This is a genomic window from Nitrobacter sp. CN101 (assembly GCF_055390255.1).
The window spans coordinates 4,113,096-4,131,590 of record NZ_AP038833.1 but is presented as its reverse complement, the minus strand read 5'-3'; the positions used below and the strand labels follow the sequence as shown (position 1 = coordinate 4,131,590).

At 60.1% G+C, this 18,495-nt stretch carries 14 protein-coding genes and 1 tRNA gene; 8 read left to right on the top strand and 7 right to left on the bottom strand.

Annotated elements, in window-relative coordinates; translation table 11 throughout:
• Positions 1 to 451: 451 nt before the first annotated feature.
• Together ACZ5IL_RS20645 and ACZ5IL_RS20640 are read left to right on the top strand one after the other, a co-directional pair.
• Positions 452 to 1,933 carry a methyl-accepting chemotaxis protein gene (locus tag ACZ5IL_RS20645; RefSeq protein ID WP_464594303.1) on the top strand — a complete coding sequence of 494 codons (1,482 nt, stop codon included), beginning with the start codon at positions 452 to 454 and terminating at the stop codon, positions 1,931 to 1,933.
• Between the two features lie 113 nt (positions 1,934 to 2,046).
• Positions 2,047 to 3,222: an isovaleryl-CoA dehydrogenase gene (locus ACZ5IL_RS20640; RefSeq protein ID WP_464594302.1), complete on the top strand. Its 1,176-nt coding sequence runs from the start codon at positions 2,047 to 2,049 to the stop codon at positions 3,220 to 3,222.
• 221 nt (positions 3,223 to 3,443) lie between these two features.
• On the opposite strand, the gene ACZ5IL_RS20635 is transcribed toward ACZ5IL_RS20640, so the two are convergent.
• Positions 3,444 to 4,010 (bottom strand): L,D-transpeptidase, encoded by a 567-nt coding sequence (locus ACZ5IL_RS20635; protein WP_464594301.1) that lies wholly within the window; start codon positions 4,008 to 4,010, stop codon positions 3,444 to 3,446.
• Between the two features lie 219 nt (positions 4,011 to 4,229).
• On the opposite strand from ACZ5IL_RS20635, the gene ACZ5IL_RS20630 reads away from it, so the two are divergent.
• The 3 genes from ACZ5IL_RS20630 (at position 4,230) to ACZ5IL_RS20620 (ending at position 6,911) form a co-directional block, all read left to right on the top strand.
• A complete protein-coding gene (locus ACZ5IL_RS20630; RefSeq protein ID WP_464594300.1) occupies positions 4,230 to 5,774 on the top strand; it encodes an acetolactate synthase large subunit in 1,545 nt (514 codons plus the stop codon).
• 76 nt (positions 5,775 to 5,850) lie between these two features.
• A complete protein-coding gene (locus tag ACZ5IL_RS20625) occupies positions 5,851 to 6,525 on the top strand; it encodes a metallophosphoesterase (protein WP_464594299.1) in 675 nt (224 codons plus the stop codon).
• 128 nt (positions 6,526 to 6,653) lie between these two features.
• A complete protein-coding gene (locus ACZ5IL_RS20620; RefSeq protein ID WP_079445857.1) occupies positions 6,654 to 6,911 on the top strand; it encodes a hypothetical protein in 258 nt (85 codons plus the stop codon).
• Positions 6,912 to 6,958: 47 nt separating this feature from the next.
• On the opposite strand, the gene ACZ5IL_RS20615 is transcribed toward ACZ5IL_RS20620, so the two are convergent.
• A tRNA-Val gene (locus ACZ5IL_RS20615) sits at positions 6,959 to 7,033 on the bottom strand.
• Positions 7,034 to 8,126: 1,093 nt separating this feature from the next.
• Here ACZ5IL_RS20615 and ACZ5IL_RS20610 point away from each other — a divergent pair.
• Both ACZ5IL_RS20610 and ACZ5IL_RS20605 read left to right on the top strand, forming a co-directional pair.
• On the top strand, positions 8,127 to 8,315 hold the full coding sequence (locus ACZ5IL_RS20610; protein WP_079445858.1) for a hypothetical protein: 189 nt from the start codon (positions 8,127 to 8,129) through the stop codon (positions 8,313 to 8,315).
• A gap of 293 nt (positions 8,316 to 8,608) precedes the next feature.
• Entirely contained in the window at positions 8,609 to 9,034 is a 426-nt protein-coding gene (locus tag ACZ5IL_RS20605; protein ID WP_464594298.1) for a PadR family transcriptional regulator, read from the top strand.
• Between the two features lie 779 nt (positions 9,035 to 9,813).
• On the opposite strand, the gene ACZ5IL_RS20600 is transcribed toward ACZ5IL_RS20605, so the two are convergent.
• The 4 genes from ACZ5IL_RS20600 to ACZ5IL_RS20585 form a co-directional block, all read right to left on the bottom strand.
• Positions 9,814 to 10,632 carry a formate/nitrite transporter family protein gene (locus ACZ5IL_RS20600; RefSeq protein ID WP_079445860.1) on the bottom strand — a complete coding sequence of 273 codons (819 nt, stop codon included), beginning with the start codon at positions 10,630 to 10,632 and terminating at the stop codon, positions 9,814 to 9,816.
• A gap of 257 nt (positions 10,633 to 10,889) precedes the next feature.
• Positions 10,890 to 14,132, bottom strand: coding sequence for an AAA family ATPase (locus ACZ5IL_RS20595; RefSeq protein WP_464594297.1), 3,243 nt, complete (start codon positions 14,130 to 14,132; stop codon positions 10,890 to 10,892).
• A 437-nt stretch (positions 14,133 to 14,569) separates the two neighbouring features.
• Positions 14,570 to 14,857: a hypothetical protein gene (locus ACZ5IL_RS20590; protein ID WP_464594296.1), complete on the bottom strand. Its 288-nt coding sequence runs from the start codon at positions 14,855 to 14,857 to the stop codon at positions 14,570 to 14,572.
• Positions 14,858 to 15,082: 225 nt separating this feature from the next.
• Positions 15,083 to 15,712: a DUF2478 domain-containing protein gene (locus ACZ5IL_RS20585; protein WP_464594295.1), complete on the bottom strand. Its 630-nt coding sequence runs from the start codon at positions 15,710 to 15,712 to the stop codon at positions 15,083 to 15,085.
• 330 nt (positions 15,713 to 16,042) lie between these two features.
• Here ACZ5IL_RS20585 and ACZ5IL_RS20580 point away from each other — a divergent pair, with 330 nt between their 5' ends.
• Entirely contained in the window at positions 16,043 to 17,035 is a 993-nt protein-coding gene (locus ACZ5IL_RS20580) for an NAD(P)H-dependent flavin oxidoreductase (protein ID WP_464594294.1), read from the top strand.
• A gap of 41 nt (positions 17,036 to 17,076) precedes the next feature.
• On the opposite strand, the gene ACZ5IL_RS20575 is transcribed toward ACZ5IL_RS20580, so the two are convergent.
• Positions 17,077 to 18,393: a DUF3422 family protein gene (locus ACZ5IL_RS20575; RefSeq protein ID WP_425906915.1), complete on the bottom strand. Its 1,317-nt coding sequence runs from the start codon at positions 18,391 to 18,393 to the stop codon at positions 17,077 to 17,079.
• Between the last annotated feature and the right edge of the window lie 102 nt (positions 18,394 to 18,495).

Here is an 18,495-nt window from a genome sequence, read left to right as displayed (position 1 = left end):
ACATATGGTTCGTGGCAACCGGAAAGTGGCGACTGCCGAGCCTGAATCAAGTTCCGTATCCACGTGAGATGTACGTCAATTAGGTTGAGGTTTCGTTGACCCGCGGGCGCTCTACGACTGCGGCGTGATCTTCAGAACTTGGGGGGCGCCTGTCTTACACGGGCTGTGATCGACCTCGTCCTGGCCTGTGCGCCTTATGTGCGAGTGGAACGACGCAAACGCCTCCTCGAAATGGTCGTGGTTCGCTCCCAGGAATCTTTGCCGCTAACGGTTGGCGCGCGTTGCTGTTCATACGAGCGCACCATCGACGATCTCGGCGGTCCTGCATGAGTTTACCACTTCGGCTGGCTGTCTGTTCCGTTTCCGTAAAATTTCCTCTCTCTCCGGTTGCAGTAAAAGAAGTTTAACCACTCGCGTAGATTGTATTTGCGGGCATTTGGGGACGACAATCATGAGCTTTCTACCGGCATCTCGCGATGCGAACGCGAAACTCGACGCGCTGAGCAGATCTCAGGCTGTCATCGAGTTCAATCTCGACGGAACGGTCATCACCGCGAATGCGAATTTTCTCAATGCGATGGGATATACGCTTGAGGAAATCCGCGGCAAGCATCACAGCATGTTCGTCGACAAGGAGCGTCGTGACAATGCCGAATATCGCGAATTTTGGGATTCGCTGCGTCGCGGTGAATATCAGGCGCAGGAGTTTAAGCGAGTCGCCAAGGGCGGGCGAACGGTGTGGATTCAAGCTTCCTACAATCCTCTGATGAACGCGCGAGGCAAGCCTTACAAGGTCGTCAAGTTTGCGACCGACGTCACGATGCAGAAGCTGCGCAATTCCGATTATGAAGGTCAGCTGAAGGCGATCCACAAGTCGCAGGCCGTGATCGAATTCAATCCTGACGGCAGCATCATCACAGCGAACGACAATTTCCTTAAGACGGTTGGTTACAGTCTGAACGAGATCCAGGGTCACCATCACCGGATGTTCGTCGAGCCGGACGAGCGAGACAGCATGGCTTATCAGGTTTTTTGGGACATGCTCCGGCGCGGTGAATATCAGGCCGCCGAGTACAAGCGGATCGGCAAAGGCGGCCGGGCGATCTGGATCCAAGCATCCTACAATCCAATCCAGGATGCGGAGGGGTCGGTCATGAAGGTGGTCAAGTTTGCGACCGATGTGACAGCTCAAGTCCAAGACCGTATGCGTCGTGCGGATTTGCAGAAATCCATCGATACGGACCTCGGTCAGATCACCGAGTCCGTTGCCGCGACGTCGGGGCGCGTCAGTTCAGCCGCCGATGCGTCCACGCAAGCGTCCGCCAACATGCAGGCTGTCGCGGCTGGTGCCGAAGAACTTGCGGCGTCGGTCGGCGAGATCAGTCGCCAGGCAGCGGACGCGCTTGCTATCTCCCAGCAGGCGGTCACGCAGGCGAACGAGACCAGCACCATCGTTGCCGGGCTTGCAACCGCCGCGCAGAAAATCGGCGACGTCGTCAAGCTGATCAACAGCATTGCCGAGCAGACCAATCTGCTGGCGCTTAACGCCACGATCGAAGCGGCCCGCGCAGGCGAGGCTGGTCGAGGTTTTGCGGTGGTTGCGTCGGAAGTGAAGAGCCTGGCATCACAAACCGCTAAGGCGACAGATGAAATCAGCGGTCAGGTTGCCGAAGTGCAAGACACCACCGGAAGTGCGGTGGGCGTCATCGAGGCCATCACCCAGACCATATCGCGGATCAACGAAATATCTGCGGCCATCGCTGCGTCGGTCGAGGAACAGGCGTCTGTGACGCAAAGTATCTCATCTAATATGCAGGTCGCCGCCAAGAGCGTTGCCGATATCACGGCAAGCATGAGCGAGATAGCCGACGTCACGCAGTCCGTCGACGTCGCAACCCGCAAAGTCAAGGACGCATCGCGCGCAGTGGCATAAGCGTTGGTAGAGAGGCCGTCGCGCCGGCTCTTCTCTCCGTCATCTCGCCATGGCATGGTTGCTTCCGGGACAGAACGCGATCGGTCTCCGGTCGCGCCTGCGGGAGACTTCGCGTGGCCATTTCCAATAGTCCTGGTGCTTTCGATTTCGATCTCGGCGAAACCGCCGATGCAATCCGCGAGATGGTCCGTGACTTTTCCGCGAATGAGATCGCGCCGCGTGCTGCCGAGATCGACAGGTCCAACCAGTTCCCGCGCGATCTCTGGCCGAAGCTCGGCGCACTCGGTCTTCACGGGATTACCGTCGAGGAAGATTATGGTGGCGCCGGTCTCGGTTACCTCGAACATTGCATTGCAATGGAGGAAATCTCGCGCGGTTCGGCTTCGGTCGGATTGTCCTACGGTGCTCACTCCAATCTCTGCATCAATCAATTGCGCCGAAATGGCAGTGAAACGCAGAAGCGAAAATATCTGCCGAAGCTGATTTCCGGCGAGAATGTCGGCGCGCTGGCCATGTCCGAGCCGGACGCCGGTTCGGACGTGGTCTCAATGAGGACGCGTGCTGACAGGAAAGGTGACCACTACGTTCTTAATGGCAGCAAGATGTGGATCACTAACGGGACACTCGCGGAAACGCTCGTGGTCTACGCCAAGACCGATGCCGCCGCAGGCGCACGAAGCATCACCGCCTTTATCGTTGAGAAAGGCATGAATGGATTCTCAACTGCACAGAAGCTCGACAAGCTCGGCATGCGTGGCTCCGATACCTGTGAACTGGTGTTCGAGGATTGCGAGGTGCCAGAGGAAAACGTCCTCGGTGAAGCCGGCTGCGGCGTCAACGTCCTGATGTCCGGTCTCGATTACGAGCGCGCCGTGCTCGCTGCCGGTCCGCTTGGCATCATGCAGGCTTGCATGGATGTCGTGATGCCGTATGTGCACGAGCGTAAGCAATTCGGGCAGCCGATCGGCAGCTTCCAGCTCGTTCAAGGCAAGGTTGCCGACATGTATGTCACCATGAATGCGTCCCGCGCCTATGTCTATGCGGTGGCAAGGGCGTGCGATCGCGGCGAGATCACGCGCGAGGACGCGGCGGGAGCGATACTTTACTCCGCGGAGAAGGCGACGCAATGCGCGCTGGACGCGATCCAGTTGCTGGGCGGGAATGGTTACATCAACGACTATCCGGCCGGTCGCCTGCTGCGCGATGCCAAGCTCTATGAAATCGGCGCCGGCACGAGCGAAATCCGCCGCATGCTGATTGGTCGCGAGCTATTCGAGAAGAGCGCCTAGAGCGGAACGAGGAAAGGGTGCAGCGGCTTTCCACCTGCACCCCGCTTCTCAAAATATTGGAATCGATCACGTTTATGAAGCGCTGCGCTGATCAGCGTGGCAAAGAGCCTGAACGGAAGGCTGCCTCACGGCCGCGCTTCCTCAGCCCGCGCCGCGACACTCAGCGCGTCGCGCGCGTTCCGATCCATGTGTCGCGGGGGCGGTAGTCTAGTTGCGATAGTCTAGTTATTGACGACGACGACCGTCGTGCCGATCGGCACGCGGTTATAAAGGTCCACCACGTCCTCGTTCGTCATACGGAAACAACCAGAGGACACCGCCTGACCGATCGTCTCCGGTTCGTTGGAGCCGTGGATGCGATAGAGCGTGGAGCCGAGATACATCGCGCGCGCGCCGAGAGGGTTTTCGATTCCGCCCTTCATGTGACGCGGCAGATCGGGGCGACGCGCGATCATTTGCGCGGGCGGGGTCCAGCTCGGCCATTCCTTCTTGGCGCTGATGCGGTGGACGCCGCTCCAGCGGAATCCGTCGCGGCCGACGCCGATACCGTATCTCAGCGCCTGGCCTTGGGGGAGGACGAGATAGAGCCTCCGTTCCCCGGTCCTTATGACAATGGTGCCCGGCGCATACCGGCTCGGGAAATAGACAAGCTGTCGCGGGACCGGACTTGCGGATGTAAAATTGGGACCGAAATTCATGAAGTCGCCCGTATCAACGTACTGGGCGAAAGCGGACTTCCCATTGAAAACAAAGGCGATGGCAATCAAAAGAGCCAGAATTCGCGTCATTATTTCCTCGCATCAATCGATTTCACTGTGAGACTGGCCATAATTCGCCCGATTTCGCAAGCCGCGGCCGTGCAAGGATACCCCTTCTCCGCCGTCGTTTGCGAAAAAGCCCCAGCTCCAAGTCCTGGTTTATGCGGGTCATAGGGCAGGCCGGGGTAAGGACGTGGCGGGAATAATGTTGATCTCAGGGTTACCGAAAAATGAAACCGGAGCGCAACGATGAACGGCGCCGAAAGTCTGGTCCGAACGCTGATCAAAAACGGGGTGGACATTTGCTTCGCCAATCCTGGCACGTCGGAAATGCATTTTGTCGCAGCGCTGGACCGGGTGGAGGGAATGCGCTGCGTGCTCGGGTTGTTCGAAGGCGTGGTGACCGGCGCTGCAGACGGCTATTTCCGTATGAAGGGCGCGCCGGCCTGTACGCTGCTTCATCTCGGTCCAGGCCTCGCCAATGGCCTTGCCAACCTTCACAACGCCAAGAAAGCTAGCTCAGGCATTGTCAATATTGTCGGCCAGCACGCGCTCCACCATATCGAATGCAACGCTCCGCTGACGTCGGATATCGAGGGGCTTGCCCGGTCGATGTCGGCCTGGGTCCGCACCTCGCCGGATTCGAGATCGGTCGCTCGAGACGGCGCCGCGGCCGTCGCCGCGGCCCGGAGTTCGCCGCCGCAAATCGCAACGCTGATCTTGCCCGCCGACGCCGCATGGAGCGATGCCGATGACGTTGCCGACGTAACCGGGACGTTGCAGCGCCCGGATTATTCGTCGCAGGCGATCGAGAGCACAGCGAAGATCCTGCGCGGCAGCGGAGAGACTCTGCTTCTACTCGCCGGTAGCGCGCTGACTGAAAGGGGATTGGCGCTGGCTGCTGGCATCGCCGGCAAGACAGGCTGCAAGGCAATGGGAGAGACCTTTAACGCGCGCATGGCGCGCGGCCGGGGCCGCTTTTTCGTGGATCGCATTCCCTACCCGGTCGAACAGGCGTTGTCGGTTCTGAAGCCGTTCAGAAACATCATCCTGGTTGAAGCCAACGACCCCGTCGCTTTCTTCGCTTATCCGGACAAGCCGAGCTTCTTGAAGCCGGAGGGCTGCGATGTGCACCGCATGACGGCGAATGGCGAAAACTCGATAGCTGCGCTGGAAGCACTGGCCGGTGCTGTCGGCGCCAGGCTGCGGGACGCGAAACCGCAGCAGCCAATGGAAACGGGGTGGCCGGAGGGACCGCTCAATCATACGTCCATCGCGCAGGCCATCGCGATGGCGATTCCGGAAAATGCCATCGTCATCGACGAGGCGATCACGACGGGCCGTAAATTCTTTCCGTCGACAGCCTTCGCCGCGCCGCATGATTGGCTGCAGAACATGGGCGGTTCGATCGGATTTTCGACGCCGGTGGCGATCGGCGCCGCGGTGGCTTGCCCCGAACGCAAAGTGATCTGCATGGTCGGCGACGGCAGCGCGATGTACACGCTGCAAGCGCTATGGACGCAAGCCCGCGAAGGCCTCAACGTCCTCACGATCGTTTTCTCGAATCGCATTTATAAAATTCTGCGAGGCGAATTCGACGGTGTTGGCGCCGGCGAGCCCGGCAAGAATGCCATGGACATGCTGAGCCTCGACCGTCCCGCGCTCGACTGGGTAGCGCTTGGCAGGGGCATGGGGGTGCAGGGCCGCGCCGTGACCACGGCCGATGAGTTCAGCAAGGCGCTTGCCGAGGCCATGGCCGAGCAGGGGCCGCGCTTGATCGAAGTAAAGATGTGACGATGCGGGATGCAGTCGTAAACAATGGTCGATGTGCTGAGCGTGGCAAGAAGGCGCCCCAGGCGTGGGAGCCTCAATGAGCCTGACCTATGTCATTCCCGACATTCACGGTCGCTTCGATCTGCTGAGTGAGGCCTTGCACGGGGTTCATGCCCACGCCGCCGGTAATGGTGGTACGCTCGTCATGCTCGGCGACTATGTCGACAAGGGGCCGGACAGCAGCAAGGTCATCGCCCGCTTGCGGCGCGGAATGCCGGACGGCTGGACCTTCGTTCCGCTCAAGGGCAATCACGATGCGATGATGGTTACGGCGTGGCGTGACCCCGCGGAAATGACGCGCTGGCTGGAGCACGGCGGCGATGCGGTCCTGGAATCCTACGGCAGTGATCCCTTTGTGATTCCGGAGGCCGACATTGCTTGGCTCGAGGCGCTGCCGCTCATGCATATCGATGCGCACCGCATCTATGTTCACGCCGGGCTCGATTCCGGAGTTGGACTTGACGCACAGCCCGAAATCACGCTGCTCTGGAAGCGCTATCCCGCAGGCGAAGCGGCCGGATTCGAGGGCCGTCATATCGTGCATGGACACAACTCGTTTGCTGAGGGACCGGAAATGTACCCAGGCCGGACCAATCTCGACACCAGGGCATGGCGAACCGGCCGCCTCGTGACTGGCGTGTTCGACGATGCATTTCCTGGTGGGCCGGTCGATTTCATCGTCGTTCATGGCCCGACTCAAGGGATCTCGTGACTCCGGCTTTGAAGGGGTTAAAGCTGGAACCGCGCGCCCCTCGGATAAGAAGACGACCGGTTTCTTTCGTGGGATAGCCTGATGGTTTTATCTTGACGGCTGCGCGCGGCGCAGGTCTTCGTGTGGCAATGGACAAGGTCTCGAACTCGGTTACGAAACTACAGGCGACGTTCCGCATCACGCTGAACGGCGAGTCCGTCGCCATCGCCACGGTCGGACAGGCCTACGACTTCATCACCCGCCTGAGCACCGCCGAGTGGGTGGAGTTTAGCACGCTGCACGAGGACGCGTGCGCCGCGCTCGAGGCCGCCGCTGGCAACGCGATGCTGAGCCGCAAGGCAACCGATGCGTTGCGGGCGTTGTTCGCGCGAACAAAATTGTTGTGACTGATCGGGCGGGGCCATGAGGGCGCGCCGCGTGGCTAGATTCAAAATGGTGGGCGCACAAGGGATCGAACCTTGGACCTCTCCCGTGTGAAGGGAACGCTCTCCCGCTGAGCTATGCGCCCGGAATCGTCATCTGCCGTGAAGGATTCCCAGGCCTCGGTGTCGAATCCGACCCGGCGCGGCGACGAAGCCGCGATTTAGGGAATGCAGGGCAGGAGTGTCAAGCGAACTTGTACCTGCCGCTCGAAGCCAAGGGAAGCCAAGGGAAGCCAAGGGAAGCCAAGGGAAGCCAAGGCAGTTCCGAACCATAACCAGTCACTGCGGTCCAGCCGTCTACGTCTGTCAGCGGGCCATCACTGAACCTGAACCGCCAGCGGATCCCGCAGGGCGGTTGACGGACGATCTCATTCCCGAACAAACCGACTCGCTTTCCGACAACGCCAGGTGCATACTCTCAAGGTTCCGGAGAACGCTGCCCGCGCTCCGCCCCCTTTGAAGCAGGGAGCAACGCCATGAGGGTGCAACGTGGTTCTCGTCAGCTAAAGTCCTTGAAAGATCGTCTGGCCGAGTTTGTGGCAGGTGTCCGCAAGGCCACCGACGAACTTCCTCCGTACGCGCGTGGAGATGAAGCGTTGAGGAAACGCCGTCTATCGGACATTGCGGCCCATATAGAGGGCTGGGCAAATTCATCGGGGTTGCAGACGCCGAAGTGATGCTGGTTATGCCCGTTTCGCGTCAAGTTCACGTGCCGGCGACGTGGAGAATTCGTGCGCGGATGTTTGGCTGACATTTGCCCAGATGATGCTGTGAGGGTGGCTTCAAGGAGATCAAGAAAAAAGCCATTCCCTTTCAGGAATGGCTAAAGGTGAGCTATGGAGGTCGTCCAGCCCTGTGTACTGCCGTTACCTTGTTTGCAGCCATACGCGGCAAGAATGGCCCATGTTTGCCGATTCGGCTGCGACATGATTGACACAGTTCTTTCCGGTCGGCTTTTCAGAGGCGCAAGCAATAGTCCGATCGTGCAGTGTCAGGCGGTGCCGCGCTGATCCGGCTGTCACCGTGGACCATGCGGGTCTGTTCGCGGGTGTCTTACGGTGCGTTCGGGATTGCCCACCAGCAGACACTCGCCGTTGCGGGAAGGCGTCCCCCCTTTATTGGCGAGGGAACGACCGGTGTTTCTAACGGTTGGCAAATTGAATCATCGGGAGGAACGCCATGCCTTACGCACTCTTTGATCACGACGTACGTATCGGCGAATCAGCGTCGACGGAATTGGGCGCCTGGCAAAATGCGCTGCGAGCTGGCCTCATTTCGGATATTCCCGTCGCCGACGAGCAAGGCGGTCAGGTTTTGCCGCGAGGCCTCACCGTGAAGCGGATGGATGAAAAGGGCGGCCGCGATTAGAGCGGGATCCTGACGTCACGACGGCCTTGAGATCGAAACAGCGGCCGGCCATCCTCCGATATGCCAACGCCGGCTCCAGCGTCTGACGTTCACCTTTCGTCAGGGCGGGACCGCAACAGCCTGGTTTGGCGAAGGTTTCGCAAAAGGTTCGCATCCGCGCGCAGCTGAACCGCCGACGGTTGTTGGAACCGGCACGGAACGCGACCGGACAGTCAGGATAGCTAAGGAAATATCTTGCGTTACACCATAATATGGGTTTCTTTCGAGCAAAGATATCTTCACGGAGAATAGAAATGACGGCTCCATCATCGAAGGGTGTGGCCGAAGACGATCTGCGTCTCATTGCGCTCTCACTGATTTCCGAGGCGCCCCGTCACGGCTACGACGTCATCCAAACGATCGAGAAAATGACGGCTGACTGGTTTTTACCCGGTCCCAACGTCGTTCATCCGATGCTGGCCAAGCTTGTGGAAGAGCGCTGTCTGATCTCATCTGCTGATCCTCCGAGACTTTTCACCATCACGGACGAAGGGCGCGCCTATCTTGAGCAGCACCGTGATCGCGCCGATGCCGTCCTAAATCGTCTGAAAGCTCTCGGCGAACGCGTCACCCGCTGGCGGCAGGCTCTCGGAGTTGCGGAAAGGCAGAAGGAGGCCGACGCGGATGCTACGGAGGGACTGCTGGACGTCCTTGCCCGTGCGGCGATGCCGAGAAAATAGCCTTACGTAAAACGAAGCTGGCGCGGCGACGCTTTGAAGTGAACGGGTTGGTGGGGACGATCGCGGCATAACGGAGCGCGGCCGCGGCCTTTGTGAGACCGTCTTCGGTCATGCCCGGCACCAACGCCGCTCGACTTTTTCGGTGTCAGAGGCGCATTCTTGTGGATGTGTGCTCTCCGGGGATATTGAAGCTTTGCAACCTCAGCTTCCTCGGTCCAGTTCAGATGGACAACCTTGTTGAAAGCTCCAGAGCCTTTTCCGAGCGAACTGAATCGTTGATGAGTTTCAAAGGGCTTGTGATCTGATTCAAGCTGTCTGCTGGATCGGAGACAGGCCGCCATAGCTCGCAACTTGTTCTGATCACAAGATGTCTGGGCGCTGACCGAAGCTCAAGACCTCATGGCTCAGGACTTTTAGCTTGCCGAAGGCGCCGCCGAGAAGGACGGCGTAGTCTCTTTCTCGATGCTGTGTCGACAAACGACGTTAGCTGCGAGAGCGCTCTTCACGGAAAAACTCGATAACCGTTCTTGCAGGCTCAACCCGCAATTCTTCTTTCGAGAACTATCAGGATGCGCGGGTTATAGGCGGTCGAACAACATCGTTCTTCGAACCGGCCATCCCCGCGCATATTGCAAGAGCACAGATCGGGTCTATGCAATCGGCAATCGTTCTATAGCGTTTTCGAGCGAAGTGGGTGCCGGTTCGCGTAAAGAAAACGCGTCAAAACATAAAGATAGAGTTCCGCTTCTGATTCCATCGGAATCAGAAGCGGAAAAGCTCTAGTCCCTCTGCAGGGTATGCGTGAAGTACCACAGCGTACCGTTGAGCACCATCGCACCCAGGATATTGCCGATGGTGACCGGGATCTGATTCCATACCCACCACTCGTAGATGCTCACATTGGCACCCGAGAGGATAGCGGTTGGGAACAGCCACATGTTGACCACGGTGTGCTCGAATCCCAGCGCGAAGAACATCCCGATCGGGATCCACATCAGCACCACCCGGCCCAGGGTGCTGCGCGTGGCTTTGGACATGACGGACCCGAGGCTCACCAGCCAGTTACAAAGGACGCCTTTGCCAATGGCGGCGCACCAGCCAATCGCGCCGTAATGGATATAGCTCACCTTGCTCTCGGCGGTCTTGGCGATCACTTTGAGCATGCTGTCCGGCTCGATGGACCCGCCTTTGGTCAATGAGAACCACAGCAGCCAGCCGAAGAATATGCCTCCCAGAAGGTTGCCCACCATAGTCCATGTCCAGTTACGAACTAACTGGAATGGCGTAATCGTCCCGGCGTACATGCCGATGGGCATCGTCGCGAAGCTGCCCGTCGCCATCTCCAGGCCGAGGAAGCTCAGTGTGACGTAGCCCGCCGGGAAGACAAGTCCGGCTACCGCGAGCGGTATGCCCGCTGCAACCATGGCGAAGGTCACACAGGCTCCATAGGCCAGAAAGGGTGTACACAAGAAGCCGCGAATAAGTAGGTGAATGGTTCCGAACTTAGCTTTCTTGGCGGCATCCGCCGCAATCGCGGCGCCCATATCGGACGGCGGCACCGTTTCGATCACAACGCTGGCGTTCGCATAATCGGCCATTGCGTTCCCCCCTGTGTATTTGATTTTTCCGATCACCGCCCGTTCAGGCAGCGCCGTTATCACTCAAATGCATATCAGATATCTGTATATCGTGCAACGGCGAGGCCGGGGTAGCCGCGCGCGAATCGAACGCGACGCACGCGGGCAGAATCCCACGTGCGGGCAGAACCATTGTGCGCTTTTAACGAGGCGCAAGCGATCGCCAGCGCGGCTGCAAAGCGCCGTGCTGATCTTCGTTTATCGGGAAGAGAGACCGACTATTCGGTCATGGTCGCAATCTGTTCGGTGAACCAGTCCAGATCTTTTTTCCAGCCGGCATTGTCGGGTGCGCGCATGACAACCCGTTCCATGGCAGCTTGTCCCTGCCGCAGCGCAGCCAGCGCGTTATTGTGATCGTTGGACCGGCGATACATCTCCGCCAGATGCCCCTGGCTCACGGCAACACCGCGCTGCAGATCGACGTTGCCGGGATCGGCAAGCGACAGCCGCTCCATGATCGCAAGCCCTTCAAGAAAGGATTTCTCGGCCTCGTCCACATTGCCCTGCGCTTCCAGCACTTCGCCGATACGATCGTAAGATACCGTCAGATCGCGCAGCCAACCGACGTTATCAGGACTGCGCTGCGCCAGCCGTTTCCTGATTTCAAGCCCTTCGCGGAAGGCTTTCAGGGCTTCCTCCACTTCGCTCTGTGCTTCCAACACGTCGCCGATACAATCGTGTGACACCGACAAACTGCGTTGCCAGCTGACGTTATCGGGATCGTTGCGCGCCAGCCGCTCTCTGATCGCGAGTCCTGCGCGATAGGATTTCAACGCTTCGGGCAGGTTGCCTTGCGCCATCTGCACGTCGCCAACTTTTTCATGGCATACAGACAGATCGCGTTGCCAGCCGGCGTTGCCCGGGTCGATCCGCGCTAGTCGTTCGGCAATCGCGAACTGATCCTCGAAGGCCTTCAGCGCATCGGCCATGTTGTCCTGAGCCATCAGCACGTCGCCGATGCGATCGTAGGACACCGCCAGACCGCGCTGCCAGTCAACGTTGTCGGGGTCGGCGTTTGCCAAACGCTGCCTGATGGTCATCCCTTCATGGAAGGCTTTCAACGCGTCGGGCAGACTGCTCTGCGCCACGTGCACGTCGCCGATCTTGGCGTGCGACACTGACAGATCACGCTGCCAGCCGACATTCTCGGGCTCGGTGCGTGCCATCTGCTGCGCGATCTCAAGCCCTGTGCGGAAGGATTTCAACGCGTCGAACAGCTTGCCCTGCGCTACCAGCACATCCCCGATACGATCATGAGAGATTGACAGACTGCGCTGCCAGCTCGTGTTATCGGGATGGGCCTTTGCGACCCGCTCCTTGATCGTGAGCCCATTGCGGAAAAATTCGAGAGACTCCGGCAGCTTGCCCTGTGCCATCAGCACGTCGCCGACGCGGTCGTAGGCGAGCGTCCGATCGCGTTGCCATTTGTTGTCGTCGGTGTCGGCGCCGCGCGCCAGCCGCTCAGTGATCTCGAGCTGGTTTTGGAACGCTCCCAGCGCCTCCGGAAGATTGCCTTGCGCCATCAGCCCTTCACCGATCTTCTCGTGACACAGCGACAGCTCGCTCTGCAGATCGGTGTCGCCGGGGGCGCCGTTCGCCAGCCGCTCGACAATGGCGAGCTGCTTACGGATCGATTCCAGCGCCTCGTCCAGTTTGCCTTGCACCGCAAGCAGGTCGCCGACCTTCTCGTGCGAGATTGATAGATCGTGTTGCAGCCCGGCATTGTCGGGAGTCTTGCTCGTCAGCCGCTCGCGTATCGCAAGTCCATCACGGAACGACTTGAGCGCTTCAGGCAGCTTGCCCTGCGCCACCAGCACGTCGCCGGCACGATCATGCGCAACCGACAGATTGCGCTGCCAGCCGGCATTGTCGGGTTCGGCGCGGAGTAGTTGCTGAAACGTTTGTTCGATCGCATTCAGGACGATCAGGCGAACATCGGAAGGAAGGTGCCGACCCGCCACATCGTCAAAACTGACGAGCAAACGCTCGGCCACGCTTGCGCGGACAGAATTATCGGGGTTCTCAAGCAGACGGCATATCTCTCGGGCCGCGCTCGCCGAAGTGCCGGCAGCCGGCGAGATGATCGCATCAGCGAGCGCTTGTGTGGCGCCTCGCAGCTCCTTTTCGCCAAGCGCTGGATCGCCATAGTACCGGGCAGCACGGACGTCATCCTTGCTTGCCAAAAGATGGATCATGGTTTCAGACACCCGCAGCGGGTCGCCGGGTGCAAGCGTCAGAAGGTGATCTGCGATCAGCAGGTGCAGTTCGCGATTCGAGACGCGTAGCGCGGCAAGGCGCGAGCGGGCGGCAGCCCGCGCCTGAGCGTGGTTGAAATCCAGTTGCGCAAGATCGCCATGCTGGTGAATCTGGCCGCGGAACAGGTTGCGCAGCGCAGCAAAGCGCTTCTGGTCCCAGGCTTCGCCGCTGACCTGAGGCAACAATTGACGAAAATCACTCTCTCGCCATCCAGTCCGGCCTGCCGAAAGGAGACCGATAAACGCCGCCGCGATCGCCGGGCCCAACAGCTCGGCCGCGCTATCGAATGTTGCGCGATAGAGGAGCAGGATGTCCGTAGGCATGGCGCCGACCGCATCCAGCATCGCATTCTGCCGACGCTCCTCCGGAGTGCCAGTATATTCGCGCTGCATGTCGGCAAAATCACTGGTAGCGAGCAGCTCGAGTTCCTCGAGGGCAAGCACCAGCCACAACGGATTGCCCCAAGCCGGCCCGCCCGCATGCTTTTTCGCGAGCAGCGCGTCAATCACAGGTGAGGCCAGCTTGCGCTGGTTGCGCTTGCATGCCGCGTCGATGATCGCCTCGGGCGACTCCAGTGGCGGTAGAGTCAACGCTTCCACGCCTGAACGTTCGGCCAGCGCCTTGGAGGCGCCTCCGGCAAGGCCGGTTGCGACCAGGCGCGCATTGATAGGCCAAAGCCGTGGCAACCAGGTGGTAAACTTCCCGCGCGAGGTCTTCTTGAACTGATCGATCGCGTCGATCAGGATAATCACGCGCCGTTGCGAAGCCATCCGCGCAAGCAGGGAGGCGAAAGCCCGCTCGACAATCTCCGGGTCGATATTGGCGGCGAGGTCAACATCGCCGGCGCCGAGGGCGCTGCCGAGTTCGGCAATCCAGCGCCGCAGCATGGTATCGATCGATGAAGCCCGCGGGGCTGCCTCCGCAGCATGTGCGAGAACGAAGGCATCGGTTTCCTTCATGCGGCGGAGAAGCTCGCCGAACAGTGCGCTCTTGCCCAAGCCCGGATCGCCGGTGATGCAGATCCCCCATGGCGCACCCTCCCTCGTGGGGGAAAGCTCCTTGGCAGGCGAGAGACAGAGGTCGGTGACGCGCGCAAGGACCGACTGCCTGCCGACGAAGTCGCGTGCGCGATCGTTGGCAAAGCTTTGGAGCACGTTGCGCTCCGCCTGCATCTCCTCGATCGTGCTGCTAACGGATACCGACATCGTGGAAACCTCACTGAACAACTAGTTTATAACATCGTCGTGGAGTCGGATAAATCCGACCTGGCCGCGACATCCGCCAAAAAGACGATCGTCGAATTCGTGCCGAAGCGCCGTACCGCCGGCGCGAAGATCTTGACTGGCGCCTCGTGAAAAGCTCTCGGCATGGTCCGCATTCGAACGATCGCTGGGAGCATGCGTCGTACAAAGTCGGTGTCCGCCGGCAGGTATTCAAGTCCGGACCGGCAGCGCTCCAGCGTCTGATACGGGCTTGAAACCATGGCGTCAACGTGCCCGGCCGGGCTGGAATTCAGAACGGCGAGGGAAAGAAGATATGCCCGCTGCGGTTTGGGCGGAGCGCGACCTCCGACCAACGGCCATTCTTTTGGTCTAATGAGTCGCCCCGTTACCGGGATGGAGGTCGGAACCGGCCGCAGATGCTAGATCTCCCGTCCCCTGGCAATCGCCGCATCGAGTAGCTTCTCTGCGTTTTCGACGGCCTGCCTGAAGATCTCCGCCTCGTCTTCCAACGACATTCCAATGATTGTGGAGTTCTTCAGGTCGCGGAGGCAGTTGTCTCGGAGTGTCATGAGAGACGTATCATCGAGGAGGTGCCCACTGAGGACATATCGGATCAGTTGGGCGGTAAAATTCTCGAACACAAGCGTGATCATACCCGCCTGGGCTGCACTGCGAGTTGCATTCTGGAGGATCTGTTTATCATCCATCGCGTCGTTTCATCTGTTTGCGTCGGAGAATTTAGAGGTTGCTTGTTTGTCTGGTGCCGTTTGGAGCCTTTGGGATCGGTCTGGGCGCGGACCGGTGGTGGTATGACGCCGTCCGCTCGCTAACGAAGGTGCGCCAGACTCGAGACTAGCCTTTTCCAGTTCATCCAGCCAGCAGCCTTTATTTGCCGATCCGTCTTTGCCTATCCGTTGCAATTGGGCTTTTGACTAGGCTCCCACCGATGGAAGTCCCGGCTCGCATCGATCGTGAGCCCGGCGTTCAATCGCGTTCCGGCACCAGGCCGTCATTGTCTCGATGTCGGGTTTCAGACGCGTGGCTGAATCTCCGGCGAAAGCCAGAAAGTCACCGAGGTTTTGCGTGGAAACACCGATGAGAAGCGGGATATCGGCAATCAGGGCCTCGGCAATGACCGCTCGCAGCCCCCGGCCGTGCGCTTCTTCCCTGCCAAACTTGTTGATGACCACCAAATCGACGTGTTCGAGCACCGCGCGCTCGATCCAGGCGTCGATGCGCGCGAAGGCGTCCTGATCAAGCCGGCAGCCCCTTGCTTCGTTGCCGCGGTCCAGCGAGATCTTGACCTCGTCACCGCACAATAGATCCTTGACATACATGTCGCATCGACGCCGGCCTTCCCGGTGCGGGTTTGATTGGACGACGCCACCGAGCTTGTAACTGGAAGCGATCAGAGCGGCAGCGCATTGAGCTATCAGAGCATCCCTGACGAGACCGTCATCGTAAGCCACCACCCCGATCGGCCTCAGGCCGGGGTCCGTATGCTCGGCAGAAATTTGGGGAGCAGGGCGCCGCTCCATTGTTCCCTCTTCTGCATCAGCCATGTCTTGAATTCTTGTTTTGATTTGATCGCTGCTCGGTTCTTTTTGCGTTGCTCATTTCCCGGCCCGCGCTTTTTCCGGCGCGGAGAAAGCCGCTGGTGCTGTTTCAGAGCGGCGTCACGATCACCAATACGCTGCCTCATTGCGACAGGCAGGCCACGGAATGGTCTATGAGGGCAAGTGAAACCGACGCAAAGCGGCCTGTCAAGTGATCCCATATGAAGGGTTTGCCTGCCCTTGCCTAGTCAGCAGCGCGGAACGCGCTTGTCGGATTGATAACAGAATGGGACCTTGCCGGAGCGTCTGCCACCGCAAGCGAACCGGGAGCTATGTGTGAAAACGGCCATTACAAAACTATTCGGCATCCAGCATCCGATCATCCAGGGCGGTATGCATTATGTCGGCTTCGCCGAGCTTGCCTCCGCGGTCTCGAATGCGGGTGGTCTCGGCATCATCACCGGATTGACCCAGAAGACACCGGACCTGCTAGCGAAGGAAATCGCGCGTTGCCGTGGCATGACCGATAAGCCGTTCGGTGTGAATCTGACGTTTCTCCCCGCGTTCACCGCGCCGCCATACCCTGAATATATCCAGGCGATCGTGGAAGGCGGCGTCAGGATCGTCGAGACGGCGGGCCGCAATCCGGAGCAGTACATGGCCGCGCTCAAGGCTGCCGGCATCAAGGTGATCCACAAATGCACCTCGGTGAGACACGCGCTGAAAGCGGAACAGATCGGTTGCGATGCGGTCAGCGTCGACGGCTTCGAGTGCGGCGGTCACCCGGGCGAGGACGACATCCCCAACATGATTCTGCTGCCGCGCGCTGCCGACGAACTCAAGATTCCGTTCGTGGCGTCGGGCGGCATGGCAGATGCGCGCAGCCTGGTCGCCGCGTTGGCGCTCGGTGCCGACGGCATGAATATGGGCACGCGCTTCATAGCCACGAAAGAGGCGCCGGTGCATGACAACGTGAAGAAGGCGCTGGTCGCGGCCTCCGAGCGCGATACCCGGCTGATCATGCGCGCGCTGCGCAACACTGAGCGTGTATTGAATAACCGCAAGGTTGAGAGACTTATGGAGATCGAGCGGGAGAAAGGCGAGAGCCTCAAGATCGGCGACATTATCGAGGAGGTCGCCGGCATCTATCCCAAGGTCATGGTCGAAGGCGACTTGGATGCCGGCGCCTGGAGCTGCGGCATGACGGCTGGCTTGATCGACGACGTGCCGAGCTGCAAGGAGCTGATCGATCGCATCATGGGCGGTGCAGAGCGCATCATCCGCCAGCGGCTGACAGGTTTGCTCGACGGCAAAATGGCTATGGCTTAGCGGATTCGAGAATCGGCTGCGGCCTCGGCGTTTTTGGAAACTCAGCTGTCGTGGCCGATGTGCTTGTGGCGAATGCGGCGCACGATCGACCAGATCGTTAACGCCGCCACCGGAATGAAGCCCGCCGTCAGATAGCCTGGCTCGATCGCGACCGTTCCGGACTCATGGAGCGCCTTGGCGACGTAGCCGAACAGGCTGACCACATAGTAAGTGATGGCCGCAACCGACAGCCCCTCGACGGTGGTCTGCAGCCGCAGTTGCATCCGGGTACGGGCGTTCATCGATTTTAGCAGTTCCTGATTCTGCTGTTCGAGTTCGACATCGACCCGCGTGCGCAGCAGGTTTGCCGCACGCGACAGCTTGAACGACAGGGTCTCCTGACGCGCCTCGGTGGTCACGCAGGTTCGCATCGCTGGCGCCATTCGCCGCGCCAGAAATGACGTCCATGTCGGCAGACCGGACACCTTCCGCTCGCCGATGGTCGTCAGCCGCTGCTGTACGATCTCGTAATAGGCGCGGCTGGCGCCGAACCGAAACACGCTCGCCGCCGCGCCGGCCTCGACCTCCGCGGCCAGCGCCGTCAGTTCGTCGAGCAGGTGGCGGTTGTCCGCGAGATTGCCGTTATTGCGCATTTTGTCGGTCACTTCGGCAAGGCGCTGCTCGACCTCGCTGATCGAAGGTGCGAGCCGCTGCGCCTCGGGCAGGCCGAGCAAAGCGAGCGTGCGATAGGTTTCGATCTCGATCACGCGTTGCGCCAGCGCGCCGGCGCGATCGGGATTGAGCTTGCGGTCGACCACCAGGATTTTCACGAATCCGGACGGGTCGGGCTGGAAGTCCGTGGCGTAAATCGCTGCGCCATCGTTGTTTTCGGCAAGTGCCAGACTGGTTCGCTCGAACAGTCGCTCTGGCGGTTGAACAGCGGGCCCGTCGGCGAGCACATGCATGTCGATCGCCACAAGCAACGGCCCGGGCTGCGGCACAAGTTGCATTGGGGCAGCCAGCGCGGCGGCGGGCGGGTGAAACGGAATGCCCTCGGCAGGAGAGTGCAATTCCCAAGTGTAGGTCGTAAATTCGGAATGCTGCTCCCACCGCAGCGTCGTGGTGCCAAAGGCCACGCGATAGTGCCGTTCGGAGGCGGTCGGTACGGGTAGGCCACGTGCCGAGCAGAATTTCGCGAGGTTGGCGAGGTCTGCCTGCGCGCGCTCGCCGGCCGTGTCGAACGCGAAATGCAGAATTCGGGCGGGGACGGTCAGCGCCGTAAAGGGCCGCGCATGGAGCTCGCCGAGAATCGCGGTGCGGAGCGGATGCGGAGCAAGCCGGGCGGACTCTGCGTCCCCAATCGAGACTTCCGCGCTCATGCGATCCTTTCCGGCGTGCGTCGCTTGTACTGTTGACGGTGCAACGACCGCGGCAGCGATGCGCGGTGTTGCGCTTCCTGATAAGCCGAGAACGATTGCCGA